18 protein-coding genes and 2 pseudogenes are annotated in these 19,606 nt (G+C 70.3%); 4 read left to right on the plus strand and 16 right to left on the minus strand.

Annotated features, from left to right (window positions below; translation table 11 throughout):
- Positions 1-27: 27 nt before the first annotated feature.
- The 5 genes and pseudogenes from OHO27_RS41115 to OHO27_RS41135 form a co-directional block, all read right to left on the minus strand.
- Positions 28-794, minus strand: a pseudogene (locus OHO27_RS41115) (ABC transporter transmembrane domain-containing protein); the annotation flags it as partial.
- Positions 694-2,064 (minus strand): GH1 family beta-glucosidase, encoded by a 1,371-nt coding sequence (locus tag OHO27_RS41120; protein WP_328430000.1) that lies wholly within the window; start codon positions 2,062-2,064, stop codon positions 694-696. The gene OHO27_RS41120 and the pseudogene OHO27_RS41115, both read right to left, overlap by 101 nt.
- Positions 2,065-2,153: 89 nt before the next feature.
- Positions 2,154-2,993, minus strand: a complete 840-nt coding sequence (locus OHO27_RS41125) for a carbohydrate ABC transporter permease (protein WP_328430711.1) — start codon at positions 2,991-2,993, stop codon at positions 2,154-2,156.
- A gap of 25 nt (positions 2,994-3,018) precedes the next feature.
- Positions 3,019-4,014 (minus strand): carbohydrate ABC transporter permease, encoded by a 996-nt coding sequence (locus OHO27_RS41130; protein WP_328430001.1) that lies wholly within the window; start codon positions 4,012-4,014, stop codon positions 3,019-3,021.
- Between the two features lie 5 nt (positions 4,015-4,019).
- A complete protein-coding gene (locus OHO27_RS41135; RefSeq protein WP_328430002.1) occupies positions 4,020-5,336 on the minus strand; it encodes an ABC transporter substrate-binding protein in 1,317 nt (438 codons plus the stop codon).
- Between the two features lie 161 nt (positions 5,337-5,497).
- On the opposite strand from OHO27_RS41135, the gene OHO27_RS41140 reads away from it, so the two are divergent.
- The gene (locus tag OHO27_RS41140) at positions 5,498-6,766 is read left to right on the plus strand and encodes an ROK family transcriptional regulator (protein WP_328430003.1); all 1,269 of its coding nucleotides are present in this window, start codon (positions 5,498-5,500) and stop codon (positions 6,764-6,766) included.
- Between the two features lie 8 nt (positions 6,767-6,774).
- Positions 6,775-7,295: pseudogene (gene cpt / locus OHO27_RS41145) on the plus strand (chloramphenicol phosphotransferase CPT).
- A gap of 15 nt (positions 7,296-7,310) precedes the next feature.
- Here the strand turns inward: cpt and OHO27_RS41150 are convergent.
- The 6 genes from OHO27_RS41150 to OHO27_RS41175 all read right to left on the minus strand — a co-directional run bounded on the left by OHO27_RS41150 (position 7,311) and on the right by OHO27_RS41175 (position 13,682).
- Positions 7,311-7,868 carry a hypothetical protein gene (locus OHO27_RS41150; protein WP_328430004.1) on the minus strand — a complete coding sequence of 186 codons (558 nt, stop codon included), beginning with the start codon at positions 7,866-7,868 and terminating at the stop codon, positions 7,311-7,313.
- A complete protein-coding gene (locus OHO27_RS41155; protein ID WP_328430005.1) occupies positions 7,865-8,557 on the minus strand; it encodes a DUF6338 family protein in 693 nt (230 codons plus the stop codon). Before OHO27_RS41155 ends, OHO27_RS41150 begins: the two co-directional genes overlap by 4 nt.
- Before the next feature lie 7 nt (positions 8,558-8,564).
- The gene (locus OHO27_RS41160) at positions 8,565-8,783 is read right to left on the minus strand and encodes a hypothetical protein (protein ID WP_328430006.1); all 219 of its coding nucleotides are present in this window, start codon (positions 8,781-8,783) and stop codon (positions 8,565-8,567) included.
- A gap of 8 nt (positions 8,784-8,791) precedes the next feature.
- On the minus strand, positions 8,792-12,910 hold the full coding sequence (locus OHO27_RS41165; RefSeq protein WP_328430007.1) for a CHAT domain-containing protein: 4,119 nt from the start codon (positions 12,908-12,910) through the stop codon (positions 8,792-8,794).
- Positions 12,911-12,990: 80 nt separating this feature from the next.
- Positions 12,991-13,383: a VOC family protein gene (locus OHO27_RS41170; protein ID WP_328430008.1), complete on the minus strand. Its 393-nt coding sequence runs from the start codon at positions 13,381-13,383 to the stop codon at positions 12,991-12,993.
- Positions 13,380-13,682 (minus strand): ArsR/SmtB family transcription factor, encoded by a 303-nt coding sequence (locus OHO27_RS41175; protein ID WP_328430009.1) that lies wholly within the window; start codon positions 13,680-13,682, stop codon positions 13,380-13,382. The genes OHO27_RS41170 and OHO27_RS41175 overlap by 4 nt, the downstream gene beginning before the upstream one ends.
- Before the next feature lie 215 nt (positions 13,683-13,897).
- Here OHO27_RS41175 and OHO27_RS41180 point away from each other — a divergent pair, with 215 nt between their 5' ends.
- On the plus strand, positions 13,898-14,338 hold the full coding sequence (locus OHO27_RS41180; protein WP_328430010.1) for an ATP-binding protein: 441 nt from the start codon (positions 13,898-13,900) through the stop codon (positions 14,336-14,338).
- A gap of 38 nt (positions 14,339-14,376) precedes the next feature.
- On the opposite strand, the gene OHO27_RS41185 is transcribed toward OHO27_RS41180, so the two are convergent.
- From OHO27_RS41185 to OHO27_RS41200, 4 genes are all read right to left on the minus strand, one after another.
- Positions 14,377-14,808 carry an ATP-binding protein gene (locus OHO27_RS41185; RefSeq protein ID WP_328430011.1) on the minus strand — a complete coding sequence of 144 codons (432 nt, stop codon included), beginning with the start codon at positions 14,806-14,808 and terminating at the stop codon, positions 14,377-14,379.
- Between the two features lie 171 nt (positions 14,809-14,979).
- Positions 14,980-15,351 carry a PRC-barrel domain containing protein gene (locus OHO27_RS41190; RefSeq protein WP_328430012.1) on the minus strand — a complete coding sequence of 124 codons (372 nt, stop codon included), beginning with the start codon at positions 15,349-15,351 and terminating at the stop codon, positions 14,980-14,982.
- A 49-nt stretch (positions 15,352-15,400) separates the two neighbouring features.
- A complete protein-coding gene (locus tag OHO27_RS41195; RefSeq protein WP_328430013.1) occupies positions 15,401-15,694 on the minus strand; it encodes a DUF5133 domain-containing protein in 294 nt (97 codons plus the stop codon).
- A gap of 170 nt (positions 15,695-15,864) precedes the next feature.
- Positions 15,865-16,698 carry a SigB/SigF/SigG family RNA polymerase sigma factor gene (locus tag OHO27_RS41200; RefSeq protein WP_328430014.1) on the minus strand — a complete coding sequence of 278 codons (834 nt, stop codon included), beginning with the start codon at positions 16,696-16,698 and terminating at the stop codon, positions 15,865-15,867.
- A 372-nt stretch (positions 16,699-17,070) separates the two neighbouring features.
- On the opposite strand from OHO27_RS41200, the gene OHO27_RS41205 reads away from it, so the two are divergent.
- The gene (locus tag OHO27_RS41205; protein ID WP_328430015.1) at positions 17,071-17,946 is read left to right on the plus strand and encodes an RNA polymerase sigma factor SigF; all 876 of its coding nucleotides are present in this window, start codon (positions 17,071-17,073) and stop codon (positions 17,944-17,946) included.
- A gap of 873 nt (positions 17,947-18,819) precedes the next feature.
- On the opposite strand, the gene OHO27_RS41210 is transcribed toward OHO27_RS41205, so the two are convergent.
- Positions 18,820-19,290 (minus strand): ATP-binding protein, encoded by a 471-nt coding sequence (locus OHO27_RS41210; RefSeq protein WP_328430016.1) that lies wholly within the window; start codon positions 19,288-19,290, stop codon positions 18,820-18,822.
- Positions 19,291-19,606 lie beyond the last annotated feature (316 nt).

Raw genomic sequence — 19,606 nt, forward strand, 5'->3', positions numbered from 1 at the left:
GATCCTGGGCGGGCTTCGTGGGGGAAGTGCGCCGGTGAGCATGGTGACGACCCCGCTCTGCCACGCCTCGGCGCGTGCCGCGCGCAAGGTGGCGGTGAGCGAGTTGCGGCTGACGCGCCGGTAGCGGGCGACGGCCGCCTGCTCGGCGCCGATGCCCTTGAGGACGCGCAGTCCGGCCACCAGGTCCGCCGCGACGCCCGATGCCCACGCCGCACGCTCCTGCTGCGTCTCGCTGCGCCGCTCCAGCGGTGCTTGCTCAGCAGGTGCACCAGCCACAGCAGGGGAGTGCCCAGCAGGACGAGAAGGCCGAGAGCCGGCGACACGCGCAGCAGCACGACGGCACCGACCGTCAGGCCGGTCGCGGCGGCCACGCCGACGACGAGGGCCATCGTGACGGCACCGACCCGGCGGGCGTCCTCCGTGGCGGTGTTCGCCAGCTCGCCCGGCAACCGGCCGTCGTCCGCGCCTCCTTCGGGAGCGAGGACGCGGCCGATCAGCTCGGTCCTGAGACGGTGCGAGACCGTCACGGAGGCCCGCTCACCGGCCCGCGCACCGAAGCGGAAGGACAGCCCGACGTACACGACGGCGAGGCCCCCGAGCCACAGCAGCAGACCGGCGACGTTCGCCCAACTGCAATCCCTTTGGGTGACCACCCCTCGACCTCCCCGTACGACCGAGGGGCCGCCCGGCCTGCTAGGCGGCGTTGCGTGCCCTTTCCGCATGCGCCCGGATGATGTCCGCGTACCGGTGGCCGCTGCCCTTGATGGTGCGGGCCTGGGTGGGGTAGTCGACATGGACCAGACCGAAGCGCTTGTCGTAGCCGTACGCCCACTCGAAGTTGTCCAGCAGCGACCACGCGAAGTAGCCGGCCAGCGGGGCGCCCTTGCGGGCGGCGGACGCGCACGCCGCGAGGTGGCCGGTCAGGTACTCCTGGCGCTCAGGGTCGTGCACCGTCCCGTCGGGGCGTACGACATCGGGGTAGGCCGAGCCGTTCTCCGTGACGTACAGCTTGCGGGCGCCGTAGTCCTGCGTCAGCCGGAGCAGAAGGCGCTCGATGCCGGACGCGTCGATCTCCCAGTCCATGCCCGTGCGGGGTACGCCGGGACGGCGGATCGTGCGGACGTGCGGGGCCGGTCCGGTGGGGTCGTCGGTGACGGTGGAGGAGAAGTAGTAGTTGAGGCCCAGCCAGTCCAGGGGCTGCGCGATGGTCTCCAGGTCCCCCGGCTGTTCCGGGAGTTCGACGCCGGCCGCGGCGGCGTAGACCTCGCGCATGTCCTTGGGGAAGCCGCGGCCGTGGACCGGGTCCAGCCACCAGCGGTTGGTGTGACCGTCCTGGCGCCGGGCCGCCGTGAGGTCCTCGGGGCGCTCGGTGGCGGCCTCGACGGCGGACAGGTTGTTGACGATGCCGACCTGCGCGCCCGGTGCCGCCGCCCGGATCGCCTGCGCTGCCAGGCCGTGGCCGAGGAGGAGATGGTAGGAGGCGTGGACGGCTGTCGAGAGGTCGGTCAGGCCGGGCGCCATCTTGCCTTCCAGGTGGCCGATCCAGGCGGAGCACAGCGGCTCGTTGAGCGTGGTCCAGTGCTGGACGCGGTCGCCGAGACGCTCGGCGACGACCGCCGCGTACGAGCCGAAGTGCTGGGCGGTGTCGCGGGCCGGCCAGCCGCCCCGGTCCTGGAGCGCCTGCGGCAGATCCCAGTGGTAGAGGGTGACGGACGGAGTGATGCCCGCGTCCAGCAGGCCGTCGATCAACGCGTCGTAGAAGTCGAGGCCCTTCGCGTTGACCGGGCCGTCGCCGCCCGGCACCACGCGCGGCCAGGCGATCGACAACCGGTAGGCGTTGGTGCCCAGTCGGCGCATCAGCGCGATGTCCTCGGGCCAGCGGTGGTAGTGGTCGCAGGCGACGTCGCCGTGGTCGTCGTTGTCGATCTTGCCGGGAGTGTGCGAGAACGTGTCCCAGATCGAGGGTGAGCGGCCGTCCTCGGCGACGGCTCCCTCGATCTGGTAGGCCGACGTGGCCGTGCCCCACAGGAAGTCCTCGGGGAGTGCGGCAAGGTCGATGGTCACGGAATTCCTTTCGGAGACAGCGAAGTCGGAGACAGCGAAGTCGGAGGCAGGGGAGTCGGAGGCAGGGGAGTCGGAGACGGCTGCGCCGGTCACTTGACGGCTCCCGCCGTCAGTCCGGCCACGAGATAGCGCTGCAGCAGCAGGAACCCGACGACCACGGGCACGCTGACGACCAGCGAGGCGGCCATGATCTGGTTCCAGTAGACGTTGTTGAGCGTGGAGTAGCCCTGGAGGCCGACGGCCAGGGTGCGGGTGGTGTCGTTGGTCATCACCGAGGCGAACAGCACCTCGCCCCAGGCGGTCATGAAGGCGTACACGGCGACCGCGACGATGCCCGGGATCGCCGCCGGCACGACGACCCGGAACAGCGCCCCGAGCGGCCCGCAGCCGTCCACCATCGCGGCCTCGTCCAAGTCACGCGGCACCGAGTCGAGATACCCGATCAGCATCCAGATCGAGAACGGCAGCGAGAAGGTCAGATACGTCAGGATCAGACCGCCGCGCGAGCCGAACAGCGCGATGCCGGTGGCGTTGCCGATGTTGACGTAGATCAGGAACAGGGGCAGCAGGAAGAGGATGCCGGGGAACATCTGCGTGGACAGCACGGTGACCGTGAAGACGCGCTTGCCCCGGAAGTTGTGGCGGCTGACCGCGTAGGCCGCGAACACCGCGATCACCACCGAGCAGACGGTCGCCGCGCCCGCCACGATCAGCGAGTTCACGAAGTACCGGGCCAGCGGGATGGTCGACCAGATGTCGATGTACGGCCGGATCGTCAGCTCGCTCGGCAGCCAGCGGAACTCCCCGGAGACATCGGCGAGCGGCTTCAGCGAGCTGGACACCATGACGTAGACCGGCACCAGGACGAACCCGGTGAGCAGGGTGAGGAAGATCCGCCGGGACCAGTAGTAGGACCGTGGCGGAGCCATCGGCGAGCGGAGCGCCCGGGAGGTGCTAGACATCGGCCGTCTTCCTTCCTCGGGAGGTCAGCAGGAGGTAGACGCCCGTCACCACGAGCAGGAAGAGCAGCAGCAGGACGGACATGGCGGAACCGGTGCCGAAGTTCCAGGTGACGAACGACGCCTGGTAGATGTGGACCGAGATGAGGTCCGCGGCCTGCGGAGCGGTCCTGCCGAACAGGACGAACGGCGTGTTGAAGTCGTTGAACGTCCACAGGAACAGCACGAGCACCAGGACCTGGTTGACCGGGCGCAACGAGGGCAGGGTGATCCGGCGGATCTGCTGCCACATGCCGGCCCCGTCGAGGGACGCGGCCTCGTACTGCTCCTTCGGGATGTTCTGCAGACCGGCCATGACGATGAGGAAGGCGAACGGCCAGCCCTTCCACACCGACACGACCAGCAGCGCGACGAAGCTGTTGTCGCCGATGAGCCAGAAGGACGGCTTGTCGGTCAGGCCCAGCTGGTCGTGCAGGACGTGGTTCACCAGCCCGTTGTCGTGCTGGAACATGAACACCCAGGTGATGACCGCCGCGTACACGGGCAGCGCGTACGGCACCAGGAACAGGGCGCGCAGCAGGCCCCGGCCGCGGAAGGTGTCCTGCATGTAGATCGCCGCCGCCGTACCGATCAGCCAGCACAGGCCCACCGACAGCAGGGTGAAGGCGACGGTCACGAAGAAGGAGTGCAGCAGCGCCTCGCCCACGGGGGCGTCGAAGTCCACCGACACCTCGTAGTTGGACAGGCCCGTCCAGGGCGCGGTGCCCCAGTCGCGGATGTAGAACTGCGTGAGCTCCTTGAAGCTCATCACGATGCCCATCACCATCGGCACCAGATGGACCAGGAGTTCGAGGATCAGGGCCGGCAGGAGCAGCAGATACGGCAGTGCGACACGGCGGATCCGCCCGGGGCGGCGGAAGCGGGGCTTTTGCTCCGCCGACCCGGACGAACTCTTGTGCGGGGCCGCCTCTGCGGGAGCAGCGGTCGTCATCGTGCTCACTTCGTCGGCATCTGCTGCTGGGCCTTCTCGAGCGCCGCCTTCACCGAGTCGGTGGTGACCGGACGCCCGGCGGCCGCGTCGGCGAACAGGTCCTTCACGGCCGTTCCGACAGCCGTCTCGAACTGGGACTCGTCGGCGACCTGCGGCATCGCGGCGGCGCTCTGGGCGAGGGTGTCCTTCAGGACGGCGTTGGCCCCGGCGTTGAAGGTGGCGTCCGACTGGGCGCCCTTCACCGGCGGGATGGAGCTGAACGCGGTGTTCAGGACCTTCTGTTCCTCGTCGCTGGTCATGAACTTCACGAACTTCTTGGCGCCGTCGACGTTGTCGGTGTTCTTGAACACGGCGAGGTTGATGCCGGCCACGATGGAGTTGATCTGCTTGTCGGTCCCGGGAGCCCCGGACTGCACCGGAACGGGGGCGACACCGTAGGCGTCCGCGCTCATGCCCTGGGACTCGAGGTTGGCGGACGCGCTCTGCCACAGCAGCATCGCGGACTTGCCCTTGGCGAAGTCGCTGACCGACTGGTTCTGGGCGTACTCGGCGTTGCCCGGCGCGATGACCTTGTCCTTGGCCATCAGGTCGACGTACTGCTTGATCGCATCGACCGCGCCGTCATTGGCGAAGTCGGGCTTGCCGTCGGCGGTGAAGAAGTCGGCACCGTGCTGCTTGGCGAAGACGAAGACGTGGTGGATGTTCTCCGACGGGTTCGAACCCTCGGCGCCCAGGCCCCACTTGCCGTCCCCCGACAGCTTCTTGCCCGCGGCGACGAGGTCGTCCCAGGTGGCCGGGGGCTTGGCTATGCCCGCGTCGGCGAACAGCTTCTTGTTGTAGTAGAGCGCGTACGCCATCGAGTACAGCGGTACGGCCGCCGGGTCCTGGCCCTGCGCGCCGGTCGAGCCGAGCGCGGAGTCGACGAAGCGGTCCTTGCCGCCGATCGCGGTGAAGTTCTTCTCGTCCCACGGCAGAAGTGCGCCGGTCGCCTGGAGGGAGGCACTCCAGGTGTTGCCGATGTTGAGGACGTCGGGGCCCTGGCCCGAGGTGGTGGCGGTGAGGATCCGGTTCAGCAGGTCCGACCAGGGGATGACCTCCAGCTTCACCTCGATCCCGGTCTGCTTCTCGAACTTGTCGAGTTCGGGCTGGAGGACCTTCTTGTCGACCTCGATGCTGGCGCCCTGGTTGGAGGCCCAGTAGGTGAGCGTTTTCGGTGAGTCGTTGGACCCGCCGCCCGTCGACGAGCCGCCACCGCAGGCGGTCACGGCGGTCAGCAGGGAAACGGTGACGGCACCGACGGCCGCGGCTCGGATTCTGCGCATGGCTCAGGCGTCCCTTTCCGGAGGGATACCCAACGCGAGCGTTCACTTCCCGAACGCCGCTCATGGGTTAATTTAGAGCGTGATTTAAGACCCGAAGGAAGGGCGCGTCAAGAGATCGCGCGGCGGTATGTTGCTGTTCGGGCGCGTCGGAAGGGACCCACATGGCAGGGCGGAACGGGCGGACAGTGCGTGACCTGCGACGGGGCAATCGCACCGTCGTACTGCAACGGTTGTATTTCGACGGCCCGTTGAGCCGCTTCGAACTGGCCCCGGCCACCGGCCTGAGTGGCGGTTCCATCAGCAACGTGGTCGCGGAACTCGTCGCCGACGGCCTCGTCGAGGAGGCCGGAACCGTCGAGTCCGACGGCGGCCGCCCCCGTACCCTGCTGCGCGTTGCCCCCGCCGGCGGGCACATGATCGGCGTCGACGTCGGCGAGACCCGCGTACGCGTCGAGCTCTTCGACCTCACCCTCACCGAACTCGCCCGCACCGAACGCCCGCTGGAGCGCCAGGGCTACGACGTCGAGGTCGTCGTCGGCCACATCCGCGACGGCATCACCGAGGTCCTCGCCGTGACGGACATCGCCGCCGATCAGCTCCTGGGCGTGGGCATCGGCGTCCCCGGCATCGTCGCCCGCACCCCTGAGCTGGGCGCCGTGGTCCACGGACAGACGATCGGCTGGGACGCCGTACCGCTCGAATCCCTGCTCCGCTCGACATGTGAACTCCCCGACTCCGTGCCGTACTTCACCGACAACGGTGCCCGGGCCCTCGGCCACGCCGAGATGTGGTTCGGTGCCGGCCGCGGCGCCCGCAGCGCGGTGGTCGTCCTGTTCGGCTCCGGCGTCGGCGCCTGCCTCGTCACGCAGGAGGTGGAGCAGGGCCGGTCCGTCGAGTGGGGGCATCTGACCGTGCGGGTCAGGGGGCGCCGCTGCCGTTGCGGGGCCCTTGGCTGCCTGGACGCCTACGCGGGCGCGGAGGCGCTCCTCGACCGCTGGCGCGAGGAGGGCGGCCACCCACCGGAGGGCACCGACGAGGAGACCGCACTGACGGCGATGCTCGCCGCGGCCCACCCCGCCGATGGCGCCGACGCCGACCCGGCGGCCCTCGCCGTCCTCGAGGAGGCCGCCGAGTACCTGGGCGCCGGCCTGTCCGACCTGATCAACCTCTTCCAGCCCGAACGCATCCTCATCGGCGGCTGGGCGGCACTCCAGCTGGGCCCCCGCATCCTGCCCGCCATACGCCGCCACGCATCCGCCTACGCCCTGCGCCATCCGGCCGAACGCGTCTCCATCGACCTGGGGGGCCTCGGCCCGGACGCGGTCACGGTCGGCGCGGCGATTCTGCCGCTCGCCGCGTTCTTCGCCGGGGGCGGGCAGCGGGAAAATCCATCGAGGCAGGGTGGGAAGCGCCCTAGTGTGGCGCGGTGACTACACAGGTGATCGTGCTGAACGGCGGTTCCAGCTCGGGGAAGTCCGGGATCGTACGGTGTCTCCAGGCCGTACTGCCGGATCCGTGGCTGGCGTTCGGGGTCGACTCGTTCGTTGCCGCCCTGCCCGCGAGGATGCAGGGGGCGGACGAGGGGATCATGTTCGCGCCGGATGGCGGGGTCAGCGTCGGGGCCGACTTCCGGGCGCTGGACGCGGCCTGGACCGAGGGGGTCGCCGCGATGGCCCGTGCGGGCGCCGGGGTCATCGTCGACGACGTCTTCCTCGGCGGGGCGGCGTCCCAGCAGCGGTGGCAGAAGGCGCTGAGCGGCCTCGCCGTGCTGTGGGTCGGCGTCAGGAGTGACAGCGCGGTCGCCGCGGGCGTGAGGTCGCACGCGGAGACCGGGTCCAGGGGATGGCCGTACTACAGGCGGACGTGGTGCACGAAGGGGTCAGCTATGACCTGGAGGTCGACACCACGCACACCGAGGCCCTGGTGTGCGCGCGGACCATCGTCGCACGGGTCGGCTGACTAAGGCTGATCCCCTCACCGGGCAGAACGATGGTCCGGCCCGTGCCAGTGGGTCGGCGCGACCTGGTCGGGCGGCATCGGACTCCTTCGGCCGCCGACGATCTCCAGCATGTTCGTGGTGGCCGTCGCGTACAGCGGATGCACATGCTCGTAGAGCTCTCCCGCGCAGTTGATCTGGACGCGCAGCAGCCAGCGGGTGACGCGGAGGTCGGCGGTGACGGGTGCCAGGTCGAGGGAGTGGATGGGCTCGGTGCTGGACAGGGGCGGCGCGCTCGGCAGCATCCGTAGTTCGGGCGGGTCGGCGTCGAGAAGCAGGGCGAGGTCCGGCTCCCAGGGCTCCAGGACGTCGTCGGTCATCACGCTGCGCGTGGTCGGCGGCAACCGGTCGGTGATCTCCGCGGCAAGTCCCACGATCGAGGCCTGATCAGGTCCCGTGGGGCGCAGCCGTATGCCCAGGCGGTGGCCGGACAGAGCGGCTTCGACGGGGTCGGGACCCACGACCGGCCCCGGTTCCAGGCGCAGTCCGAAGGTGCGGTGGAGCTCGACGTGGAAGGCGTAGGGAAACTCGCTCATGCTGTGCTCTCCCCTCGCGGCTCGGGCCGCGGTGCGTCGGTCGGAACGTGGTCGAGATACGTGACGGTCAGGAACTTGATCTGCCGGGCGCTCACCGACACCAACTGATGCCCGGTGAGAGGCCGTACGGGCTGTCCGGGCTGTGGGCGGTGTTCGAGCGGGGCGACCAGGGCCAGTTCGCGGTCCCCGGTCTCCTCCGCCTGGTGAGCGAAGTGCTTCAGCGTGCCGCCGAGATACGAGCCGTCCTGCAGTTCGCAACCGACGTACACGGACTTGGCACCGGCCTCGGCGGGGTAGCGCCCGAGCAGAAGCCACCATGACGACTCCACGGTGACGGGCCCGGCGCCGCGTGGCAGCAGCCGGGCCGCGCCCGCCCCCAACGCGGCCGCGATCGCCAGGACTGCCAGCGACCACCAGGCCAGCGCCAGATAGTGGTCCCGTGCGTAGCCCCAGCCCTCGCGGACCAGACGCCCCACGTCCGGAGTGATGCCGGGCGCCGTCGCACGCAGCGCGCCGAAGACCGCGAGGGCGAGGGCGTCGAGGGCCAGGCTCGCCAGGACCACCCGGGTGGTCTCGCGAAACGCCGACGAGGTCCGCTCGGGCAGCACGGTGTCGCGGGCCGCGGCGTACACGAAACCCGGCACGAGACACACCACGAGCAGGACCAGACCGAGGAAGGTGCTGGGCATGGGGGCGCTAGTCCTCCTGCCCGTCCGGTTCGGCGGCCGCGGCGTCCGGCTGCTGCGGCAGCGCGCTCGGCGGGGCCGCGGGGCGCTGGGAGACCGGGGTCGGGACCGTGCTGCCCGGCGCGACGGCCTGTCCGCCCCTGTTGTCGCCGTACACGATCACTGTTTCGCCGTCGTCCAGCGGCGGGCGTCTGCGTTTCGGCCGCGGCCCGGTTTCGTCGTCTGCCATGGTGCCTCCTACGGTCCGTGGTGGATGAAGGGTGTCCAGCCCACCAGCGGCATCCGGGGCTTTGCCCGCAACTCCCGCACCGCGTGGTGCAGGGCCGTCGCACAGTCCTCGGCCGCCAACTCGCCCTCGCGCACGAGAGTTTCGTACACGCCGTCGACAATCTCCCCCGCGATGCGGTCGTTGACGCTCCACATCGTGGCCAGGACGTGCCGGTAGCCGGCGACCTGCAGCGCCGCGGCGGGATGGATCGCCTCGTCGGGCAGCATGAAGCCGCTCACCGCGGTCTTGCAACTCGACAGCATGGCGAACTCGGCCTGCTCCAGTCTCAGTTGTGCGAGGTCGGCGACCGTCAGACAGCCGTCGTGCAGATGCAGGCCGCTGCGCGACGGGTCGCCGCGCTCCTGATCGCCGTGGCACGAGAAGTGTGCCCACGCGTGCGTGGCGAGGTCGGCGAGCACCGTCTCCCGGGTGGCCGCAGCGCCGGAGCGCACCGTGCACCTGCCGGCGAAGGACTCGCTGATCTGCTCCGTGTCGTATGCCGCGTTGGGGAGGGACCTGCGGCCCGGGGTCTCGGGCATCGTCACCATCAGCATGCGCCTGCGCTCGCCCCGCGCGGGAGCCTGGGCGCGGCTGCGGATCAGCGCCCGGAGGGTCGGGGTGTACGAGGAGACGACACGGTCGTGCACACACGCATCCGCCACGGGAGCGGGCAGGTGCAGGCCCGCCGCATGCAGGGGCAGGAAGGCGAGCGAGCCCGTGGGGCACCACCAGATCCGAGGCCAACGGCCCTCGCGGGACGGGGAGTCGGCGTGACCCAGCGCTGCCAGGACGGGTTCGGCGACCGACTGCCACAGCCAGCTCAGTGTGAGCGCGATGGACTCCTCGAGCATGGTGTGCTTCTCGAGGGTCATCTCGGGCTCGTCGTAGTACAGCAGGGCCGACAGGTACCAGGCCATCTGCTGCTCCGCGAGGCCGGGGGAGAGCTGCGGGAGCGGGACGATCCTCAGGTCGTCGGAGGTCAGCAGGAGGGCGTCGCTGCGGCGTTTGGAGACATTGAGCAGGACCACGGCGCCTTCGGCTGCCGCCGCGCGCAGGCCCTCGAACCCGGGTGGCCGCATGAAGTCCGCGAAGCCCGGCAGATCCCTGCGGATCGTGGCGATCAGCGCGTCCCACTCGTGCCCCAGGGCGATACCCCGGTCCGCCTGTGGGCCCGTTGTCCGGGAGGTGAAGGCGTCGCCGGGTCGCTGTACCACCGCGTCCGGCACATCGAGCAGCCGCAGCTGGGTGCGCAACGCCTCCACCCTCTCCGCGAGTCGAGGTGCCGTGGTGTGCAGTTCCCACAGGTCGGCGCCGGTGTCCAGGGCGTGGTTCCACAGTACGGAGCGGCCGTGTTCGAGGAGTTCGACCGCGCGCTCCGGGCGGCCGGCGTCGAGCGCGGCCGCCGCGGCGTCCTGGGTGAGCGAGTCGACGGCGCTCAGATGGTCCTGGCGGTCGCGTCTGCTCAGCCCGTGCCAGGCGAGCAACTGCACGCAGTTCACTGCCTGTTCGTAGCGTTCGAGCGCCGCTGCCGGGTCCGACTGGGCCTCGGCGCTCAGGCGCAGGGCCGCCATGCGCACGCTCGGCGCCGCCCCCGGTGTGGCCGCCGCCGCTCGCAGGGCTTCGTCAGCGGCGGCCAGGTCCTCGGCGGCGCGCTCGGCCGACCAGCGGGAGGCTGCCCGCGCGCGCAACAGTCCGGCCAGGAGGTACTGCTGGGCGGCGCGGTCGGGATGGTCTTCGGCAACCGAGTCGAGTGCGTTCCCGACCGCTTCGATCGCCTGCTCCGCGTCCTGCCACCGGGCGGTGCGCTCATGGCGCTGCGCCAGGGCGAGCGCCCAGTTCGTCAGCAGGCCGGGGCGGTGCGCGTGGCCGTGCGGCAGGGCGTCCACGGCCGCGTGCAACGTGTCGACAGCCGCGTCGATGTCGGCCATGTCCTGGGTCGCCTCGAACCGTTCGAAGAGCGTCAGGCCCAGGTTGGAGAGATGGGCCGCGCGCTGGTAGTGCCCCGGTGGGGTCACCTCGACGGCGGCGACCCCGGCCTCGACTGCGGCGTCCAGGTCGGCGGGGTCGCGGTAGCGGACGTATCGGTTGCGCAGGGCGATGGTGTGCAGGTTCAGGGCGACGCATCGGTCGCGCGTCCGGATGTCCCGCACGGTGGCCTCGGCAAGAGCGACCGCCTCGTCGATGTCGGAGCGTGCGCCGAAGCGCTCGAACCGGTGCTCCAGGGCGAGGCACAGACCCGACCGCGCGGGGTTCAGGTCGGGGCCCGGCCGTGTGCGGTCCGTGTCGGGCGGGCCCGCGTCAAGGCCGTACGCCGAGTCGATCGCCCTGCGGTACACGGCAATCGCGGCGTCCAAATCGACGTTGTCTCCGGCCACCAGGGCACGGCTGTGCAGGGCGCTGCCCTGGACGGCCAGCAGTTCGGGCAGCCCTGTGCCCGGCGCGGCGGCCGTGCCCTCGGTGCACAGGGCGACGGCTTCGTCCAGATCGGTCCGGGCGCCTGTGCTCTGGCCGCGGCGGACAAGGGCGTCGGCGAGCAGGTGCAGCCGTGCGGTCGGGGACGGCTCGTTGCCCCCGTCGATCGTGAGGCACTCACGGGCCAGTGCGACGGCCCGGTCGATGTCCGCGAGGACGCCGCCCAGCACGAACCGGTCCCGCAGGGCGCTGCCCAGCACATGCTGCGCCACCGCCCGGTGCGAAGGGGAGAGCGCGGCCGAGCCGAGTGCGTGCTCGGAGTCCTGCACCGCTCCGTCGAGATCGGCTCCGTCCCCTGTGAGCCTGTGACGCTCGTAGCGGATCCGGGCGCGCACGTGGAGAAGCTGGGCGATCTGCCGGTTCGGCGTGAGAGCGCGTCCCCGCATGTCAGGGCCGGTCGGCTGCGCAGGGCTACCGCTCAGGTCACCGGTGTCGGCCCGGCCGCTGCCCAGGTCGCTCGCTCCCGCCGAGCGGTCGCCATCAGCAGCGGCCTCCCGCAGGGCGCCCCCCACCACCTCCTCCGCGGCGTCCAGCTCAGCAGCCGCCTCGGTGGCTGCTCCGAGACCGCACGCCCGGGCGAGCAGAGCGAAACCGACCATCGGCGCACTCGCGGCCCGCACCCTGACGCCGTACGGCTCGGGTAACTCGGCGCCGTGCGCTGCCTGCAGCGCCTGAAGGGCCGCCATCAGATCGTCTTTTCTGCCGTGCGCCTCGTAGCGCGCGAAGAGCGCCTGCCCGAGGTTGCTGCGGATCTCCGCCTGGGTGACGCTCCCGTCCGGCGCGGCGGACTCGGCTTCCCTGAGAACGGCCGCTGCCTCGCCCCACTCGTTGCCGAGCAGCAGCGCCGAGCCGAGGTTCTGCAGACAGATGAGCCGCTCCCGGGAATCCGGTGGCAGACCGGTCAGTGCCGTACGCAGAGCCGACAACGCCGCCGCCAGGGAGTCCTCGTAGGCGTACTGGTAGGCGAGCATCAGGGCGTGCCCCAGGTTCGCGAACCACACGCCGCGCCTTTCGGCGTCCAGCGGCGGGCGCGAGGTCGCCGCCCGCAACGCCGTGAGCGCGTCAAGGAGATCCTCCCGTACGCCTTCACGCTCGAACTTGGTACGCAGCAGATGCCCGTACAGGAACTGGAAGTCGGGCTCGTCGGGCGCCCCCGGAGTCCGCCCGGCGATGTCCTGTGCCGCTTCGAGTACCTCCAACGCCCCGTACAGCGGTTCGGGCTGGGGCGCCGCGACGGCCCAGTCGACCAGCTCACGGGCCTCGACGGGATCCAGGGCCAGAGCGGCGTCGTGAACGGCGAGCATCCGGTCGAGCTCCGGTGGGGTCGCCGCGTCCGGTACGCCCTCATGGATGAGCACGAAGAGCCGTACGGCGGCCCAGGCAGCCTGCTGGGCGTCTTCCGGGTCGGAGCTCTCCCGCTGCCGGTACCAGAAGAACCAGGCCGGCACCTCCGCTGTCGCCAGGTCCACCTCGGGCCCGTCGAGGAGGCCGAGCACCGCGTAGGCGTCGTCGAGGGCCTGGGGCTCGAGCACGACGGCTGCCCCCGCGCCGCTCTCGTAGGCGTCGATCCGCCGCCGCAACCGGGCGATGCGCTCCGCCGGACTCCGCTCCTGCATGCCCGTCCGCCCCCCAGCTGCGACGCCACGTCAGTCAGAAGCTAACAGCCGACGGCAGCATGGGCAGTTGTGCCGCATCCCTACTGTGGCTCCGTGGCGATCTGGATCAGGTTGCCGCAGGTGTCGTCCAGGACTGCGGTGGTGACGGGGCCCATGTCCAGGGGTTCCTGGGTGAAGCGGACGCCGAGGTTGCGTAGGCGGTCGTACTCCGCCTGGACGTCGTCGACGGCGAACTGGGCGAGAGGGATGCCGTCCTGGACGAGGGCGTCGCGGTAGGCCTTCACGGCCGGGTGGCCGGCGGGCTCCAGGAGGAGTTCGGTGCCGCCCGGCTCGTCGGGTGAGACGACGGTCAGCCAGCGGTCCTTCTCGCCCACCGGGACGTCGTGCTTCTTCACGAAGCCGAGGATCTCGGTGTAGAAGTGCTCGGCCTTGGCCTGGTCGTCGACGAAGACGCTGGTCAGGTGGATCTTCATGGGGTGCTCTCCTCGGGTCCGGATGTGTCGGGCACGAACCATCGCTCGGTGATCTGCCGCAGCGGGGCCGTGTTCAGGTCGTGGAACTTGTAGCGGCCCTCCCGCCTGGTCTCGACGAGTCCGGCGGCCTCCAGCACGGCCAGGTGCTGGGAGACCCCCTGACGCGAGATGCCGAGCTGATGCTTCATGCTCAGCCGCGCGCAGATCTCGAACAGTGTCTGCCCGGATTTCTCCGTGAGCTCGTCGAGAATCGTGCGGCGGGTGGGGTCGGCCAAGGCTTTGAAAAGGTCGTCGGCCACACCCCCAGCATAGGCAAGTCGCCACTTGCCTATCAAGTCGAGGCAGGCCGCATTCAGAGCCGGCGCAGGAGGCCCTGTGGCCTCCCTCTTCCGCGATGTCCCGTCGGCTCCTACCGTTCCGTACGCGTATCCGTGCTCAGCCTGGGAACCAGCAGCGGTGAGAAAGCTGCACGACAAAGTCACGCGGCCGACCACAGCGGGCCGAAGAAGGTGTGATGGCGACCGAATCGCGCGGGGGCGGGAAGAAACCGTCGTCCGAAGAGATCGAGGACTGGGAGGCAACGTTTGACGGGGGATTTGGTGATGTGACGAGAGCCCGCCTCAGCGCGGAGGAGTTCCTGACCACGCTCGCGCGGTCGGTCTCGCCGACGACGCCCGAGTACCGGGACGACATCCTGCTGGTCGTCAGCGAGCTGGCGGCCAATGCGATCCAGTACGCACCGGGACCGCTGCGGCTGGTGATGCGTAAGACCTTCGACGGTGTGCATGTGACGTTCAGTGACACGAGCACCACGCCACCGGAGCCGCGTCCGTTCCACCCGGGCAACGGCACGGGCGGCGGCATCGGCTGGTACCTGATCCACACGCTGTGCGATCAGGTGAGCGTGGTGGTGCGGGACGACGGCAAGGACGTGCACGCGTTCCTGCCCTGGTGAGGGGCCCGCCTCGGCGGGCGGTCTCTCACCTCGGCCCCTCACGTCAGGGGCACCAGCACGCTGACCGTCTTGCCGCCCTCCCGGCGGCGCGCGATGCGGATCTCGCGGGTCAGGCGGATGATCAGCGGCCACCCGTATCCGCTGCCCTCGTGCACGAGCGGCAGCGTGCCGGGCCCGTAGGCCGCGGAGGGCACGGCGTCGCTGTAGTCGTGCACGCTCAGGCTCACGGCATCGGGCAGCAGGGCCACCTCGAACCCGGCGAGGCCGCCGCCGTGCCGGATCGCGTTGGTGACCAGTTCCGACACCACCAGAAGAAGATCCGTGACGGTCCGCTCACCGGCAGGGCCGGACGGCGCGCGCCATCCGTCCGCCACGATCGACCGCACATAGCTCCGCGCCGCCGCCGCGCTGGTGATCGGGACCGGCCTGGCGGGCGCGGTCCCGACGTCCCCGGCCGGACGGCGCTCCATCGGCTTCACGGCTGCTCGTACGTGGCCTGCGGAATGCTCGTCACTCCCTGAGCATCACAGGCGCGCACCAAGAAGACTGCGGCTCCCGTCACTTCACCATTCCTCGCACGTCGTTGTCTCCGCTCCTCGTCGTCCGACCGTGTTCTTGCCACCCTGTTTCCTGCCGGTCTGCTACCCGGACTCGCCCGAATCATGGCGCAAAGTGGCGTAGTACGCACCGACGGCGGACAGGTACTCGGGATCGAGCGTCTCGCGGTCCGTGCTGAAACGGGGAGCCGCCTTGGCCTCCTCACGGGTGCACTCCACGGTGACCAGCCGGGCCGCCATGTCGATGCCGGTGATCATCCCCGCGGGGATCAGCAGGCTCCTGCCGAAAACCCATACGCCCGTGTCGACGATCAGGTGGCGCAGGGGAGTGTCGTCGGCCTGGCGGTCCACGTGGCCGACGACACCGTCGGCCGCCTCGACCTTGAACCCCGTGAGAGTCCGTCCCTCCTGGTGACCCCTCCCGGGACGGTACGACCAGATTCTGTCGGTGCTCACATCGCTTCCCTCTCCTTTGCCGCTCCGGGCCGTGTCCCACTGGTGCATCTCAGCCGACCACCGCCGGCCCCGGAGCCGCCGAAGGCTCGTCCAGGCCCGCCGTGATCACGCGTCGCTTCACGTGTGCCGTGACGGGGTCGTGCGCGGCGGCGAGCATGCGGCGGGCCACCTCCAGGGCCTGTCCCACCTCGCGGGTGCCGGTCGACACGCACAGCGTGTAGGCCAGGTCCTGTGCGCGCAGGTCACGCCGACCGGCGCCGGCCTCGAGGTCGCTGTCGTGGGCCCCGAGCGCCTCGTACTCCTCGACGAGCCTGCGCAGCATCGCCGGATGGGGCATCAGCATGGGTATCCGCTCCTGGATGAAGTGATCGATGAAGTGATCGTGGTGCCCGCCGCCGAGCGGGGCGGTCGGGCCTGCATGGAAAGCAACGGGCAATGGAATGCCTCGGGAGCAGGGGCCGACTCTGCGTCGCACGCACGCACGGGCGCGCTCCGGTCGTCGCGGCCGTGGCGTCAGGACCGGTTCCCTCGGTCGAGGGCCTCTTCCCGCACCTGCGCGCAGCACCGGCTGATGAGACGGGAGACATGCATCTGGGAGATCCCCAGCTGATCGGCGATACGGCTCTGCGTCATGTCCTCGAAGAACCGCATGTACAGGATGGCGCGCTCGCGCTCGGGAAGCCGCCGCAGCCCCTCCTTCACCGCCTCCCGGTCGATGACGACGTCGTACGCCTCCTCGTTGCTGCCGATCGTGTCGGCGAGGCTGAAACCGTCGTCGCTCGAGGACATCTCGGCGTCGAGGGACAGGGTGCTGAAGCTGTCCAACGCCTCCAGCCCTGCCTTGACCTCTTCTTCGGTCAGCCCCGCCTGGGTGGCGATCTCGGCGACCGAGGGCGTGGAGCCGCCCGAGGTCGTGATGAGGTCGCGGCGCGCGATCCGTACCTTGTTGCGCAGCTCCTGGACGCGACGGGGGACCCTGAGGGCCCACATCCGGTCGCGGAAGTGCCGCTTGATCTCACCCGTGATGGTGGGCACCGCGTAGCTCTCGAAGGCCCCTCGTCCCGGCTCGAACCGGTCTATCGCCTTCACCAGCCCGAGCGCCGCGACCTGGCGCAGATCCTCCAGCGACTCACCGCGGTTGCGGAAGCGGCCGGCGATGCGGTGGGCCATGGGCAGCCATGCCCGGGCCAGTTCGTCGCGTACGGCGTCGCGCTCGGGCCCTTCGGGCAGAGCGGCAAGACGGGTGAAATCGGCCGCGGTGTCGGGAGCGTCGTCGTGGACGCGTCCGCCGGACACGCGGGGACGGGCAGGGATGTCGGAACCATGTGCGGACGTTTCAACCAGCATGAGGAACAGCTCCTGAACGGACGTTCTCAGGGAATCTCTGTGGGAAACGGTGCAGGGGGCACGAAGGCCCTGGAGCGGTCACATCTGTCGCACCGTGGCGCCTCTGTTCCGAAGCACGAAAATCCGCATGCCCCGCAACTCCCCACGCAAACGAGCGGACATGGAAGAGCTGTGCGATACCGACGTCGGAGGCGGAGCGACGGTGGCGATCCGGTACATCCCCGGACGCGCTGGCCGGAACGTCCCTTCTCAAGGGCGACTTCACGCCAGAACCCGCCTTCGTGCGGCGATCCGCACGACAGAGGAGGAGTGAGACGCGCGAACTCGGGCACGCGACGAGACGACAACAGTTCCGGCGATCGGGAGGGCAGCATGGCAGCCGTGACGGTGGCGCAGGCAACGGCCACGGCACAGGAGACGGTCACGACGCAGGGGGCGGCGCTGCCGCTGGTCGAGGATCCGACGAGGGTGAGCCCTCGGGACGCACGTCAGTTGTCGCGTCAGTTCTTCGACCGACTGGTCATGCTGGAAGAAGGCACGCACGAATACCAGTACGTACGTAACACGCTTATTGAGATGAACCTTTCGCTCGTGCGGTACGCGGCTTCGCGGTTCCGCACGCGTGGGGACTCCTTGGAGGACGTGGTCCAGGTCGGGACCATTGGGCTGATCAAGGCCATCGACCGGTTCGAGATCGCTCGGGAGGTCGAGTTCACGACGTTCGCGGTCCCGTACATCGTCGGCGAGATCAAGCGGTTCTTCCGTGACACGAGCTGGGCGGTTCATGTGCCGCGCCGGTTGCAGGAGGCGCGTGCGGAGCTGGCGAAGGCGACCGAGGAACTCAGTTCCCGGCTGGGCCGCGTGCCGACCACCCGCGAACTCTCGGAGCTGATGTCCCTCTCCGAGGAAGAGGTGATCGAGGCCCGCAAGGCCTCCAACTGCTACCAGTCCGCCTCCCTCGACGCGGCCGTCACCTCCGACGGCGAGAACGGCGAGTCCGTTCTCGCCGACCTGCTGGGCGAGGAGGACCCCTCGCTGGAACTCGTCGAGGACTTCCACTCGTTGGCACCCCTGATCGCCGGGCTGGACGAGCGGGAGCGCCGGATCATCCATCTGCGCTTCGTCGAGGAGCTCACCCAGGCGCAGATCGCCGATCAGATCGGCGTCTCCCAGATGCACGTCTCACGCCTCATCAGCCGCATCATCAAGCAACTGCGCGTGGGGCTGTTGGAGCCCGGGGTCGCCTGACCTGAGGCTTCCTGAATTGAGGCTGCCGGCCGCCGCCCAGCCTGGGCGGCGGCCGATTCGCCTGAGTGACCTCAGTAAACGGGGGCCGACAGCCCGCGCGGGCTTGTCGGCCCTCGGCCTGGTGCCCCGGTCTCTTTTCACGCCGGCCCACCCGGTCGGTCTGTCCCGTTGGCCCACGGCCTCATCGCGCTGACCACTGGTCTGTTCCGTCGGCCCACCGACCTGTCCGCGTCGGCGCCCGGCCAGTCCCCGTCGGCAGCGGCATCCACTCCTGCGCCGGCCCAACACCCGCGGCCCGTGTGATCAGATCGGCAAGCCGACCCGCCCGTGTCGGGCCCTGTCGCCCGATCCCGACCGCGCTGACCCGCCGCCCTCCGCGCTGACCACTGGTCTCTCTCGCCGACCCACCGGGCTCGTGAAGCCAGCCTGTGGCTAGTCCTGTTGACCCGTCGGCCTCTTCGCGCCGGGCCAACGGTCAGTCCCGTCGGCCGACCGGCCCCTCCGCGCCGGCCACCGGCCTCTCTCGCCGGCCCACCGGGCTGCTTGACGCTGGCCACTAATACGTCCCGTCGGCCCGTCGGCCTCTCCGCACCCGGCCCACCGGTCAGTCCCGTCGGCCGACCGGCCTCATCGCACTGACCTACAGTTCTGTCCGCTCGGCCCACCGGCCTCGCCGCACCGGCCCACCGGCCCACCGGTCAGTCCCGTCGGGCCACCGGCCTCATCGCACCGACCCACCGTTCCCCTCCGTCCCCACACGGGCCAGTCCGCCGCGTCCCCCGGCCGACCCCGTCGGCAGCGGCAGCCTCGTCGTGTCGGCCCCCGAGCGGGCCCGCGCCGCGTCCGATCAGGTCGGCAAGCCGACCAGCCACGTCAGCCCCCGGTGACCCGCTCCCGGCACTCCGTCGGTAGCGGCAGCACCGCGGTGACGCGCTTGCCGCCCGTCGGGAGGTCGGAGACCAGCACCGTGCGGGACAGCCTGCAGACGATCGGCCAGCCGCGGCCGCCGCAACGGTGGCGGCCCTGGTGGTCGACCGGTTCGAGGGCGACCGGCCGGCGGCGCTCGCGGTCGCTGACGGACAGATACAGGTCTTCGCCGACGACCTCGACGTCGAAGCCGGTGACGCCGCCGCCATGCAGCATCGCGTTGGTCGTCAGCTCCGACGCCACCAGCAGCGCGTCCGAGAGGGTGTCCGGCTCGCAGGCGGCGCGGCGAGCGTGCGACTGTTCGGACAGGACCTGCCGCACGGCGCCGCGCGCCTCCGCCGGACTCCGCGGCCCCCGGCGCACACGGCCCGCGCCCGCTGAGCTCTTGGTCACATCGGTCCGGTACTGCTCACTCATCCTTACGCTCCCTGACAGAGGCGAGGAGGCCCGAGATCCCTTCCCTCCTCCACATCGTGTGATGTCTCTCCAATCGCGTGACCCGTCGACCGCCCGCCAAACCGCCCGCCCAGCCCTTGCACGCAAGTGCAGTCAGAAGTGGCACCGGAAGCGTGACGGCGTACGGCTCGTTCGCACGTGCCCTGTGTGATGGGGAGATTCGGGGGTAGGCGGCCGAACGCATCGACGGGACGGTCAGCACGCGTGCAGCACAGGAGCGTCATGCCCGAAACCGCCTGCGACGGGCCCGCGAGAGGCGCGAGAGGCCGGTTGCGGG

Origin of the sequence: Streptomyces sp. NBC_00443, from assembly GCF_036014175.1 — a bacterium.
Taxonomy (GTDB): Bacteria; Actinomycetota; Actinomycetes; order Streptomycetales; family Streptomycetaceae; genus Streptomyces.

What these genes read in the sequence shown, in the direction of transcription:
- OHO27_RS41160 (WP_328430006.1), bottom strand. Translation starts at nt 8,783, where the DNA reads ATGGCAGACGACGAAACCGGGCCGCGGCCGAAACGCAGACGCCCGCCG.
- OHO27_RS41130 (WP_328430001.1), bottom strand. Translation starts at nt 4,014, where the DNA reads ATGACGACCGCTGCTCCCGCAGAGGCGGCCCCGCACAAGAGTTCGTCC.
- OHO27_RS41155 (WP_328430005.1), bottom strand. Translation starts at nt 8,557, where the DNA reads ATGCCCAGCACCTTCCTCGGTCTGGTCCTGCTCGTGGTGTGTCTCGTG.
- OHO27_RS41180 (WP_328430010.1), top strand. Translation starts at nt 13,898, where the DNA reads ATGGCGACCGAATCGCGCGGGGGCGGGAAGAAACCGTCGTCCGAAGAG.
- OHO27_RS41205 (WP_328430015.1), top strand. Translation starts at nt 17,071, where the DNA reads ATGGCAGCCGTGACGGTGGCGCAGGCAACGGCCACGGCACAGGAGACG.
- OHO27_RS41195 (WP_328430013.1), bottom strand. Translation starts at nt 15,694, where the DNA reads ATGCTGATGCCCCATCCGGCGATGCTGCGCAGGCTCGTCGAGGAGTAC.
- OHO27_RS41165 (WP_328430007.1), bottom strand. Translation starts at nt 12,910, where the DNA reads ATGCAGGAGCGGAGTCCGGCGGAGCGCATCGCCCGGTTGCGGCGGCGG.
- OHO27_RS41200 (WP_328430014.1), bottom strand. Translation starts at nt 16,698, where the DNA reads ATGCTGGTTGAAACGTCCGCACATGGTTCCGACATCCCTGCCCGTCCC.
- OHO27_RS41150 (WP_328430004.1), bottom strand. Translation starts at nt 7,868, where the DNA reads ATGAGCGAGTTTCCCTACGCCTTCCACGTCGAGCTCCACCGCACCTTC.
- OHO27_RS41140 (WP_328430003.1), top strand. Translation starts at nt 5,498, where the DNA reads ATGGCAGGGCGGAACGGGCGGACAGTGCGTGACCTGCGACGGGGCAAT.
- OHO27_RS41125 (WP_328430711.1), bottom strand. Translation starts at nt 2,993, where the DNA reads ATGGCTCCGCCACGGTCCTACTACTGGTCCCGGCGGATCTTCCTCACC.
- OHO27_RS41135 (WP_328430002.1), bottom strand. Translation starts at nt 5,336, where the DNA reads ATGCGCAGAATCCGAGCCGCGGCCGTCGGTGCCGTCACCGTTTCCCTG.
- OHO27_RS41170 (WP_328430008.1), bottom strand. Translation starts at nt 13,383, where the DNA reads ATGAAGATCCACCTGACCAGCGTCTTCGTCGACGACCAGGCCAAGGCC.
- OHO27_RS41210 (WP_328430016.1), bottom strand. Translation starts at nt 19,290, where the DNA reads ATGAGTGAGCAGTACCGGACCGATGTGACCAAGAGCTCAGCGGGCGCG.
- OHO27_RS41185 (WP_328430011.1), bottom strand. Translation starts at nt 14,808, where the DNA reads ATGGAGCGCCGTCCGGCCGGGGACGTCGGGACCGCGCCCGCCAGGCCG.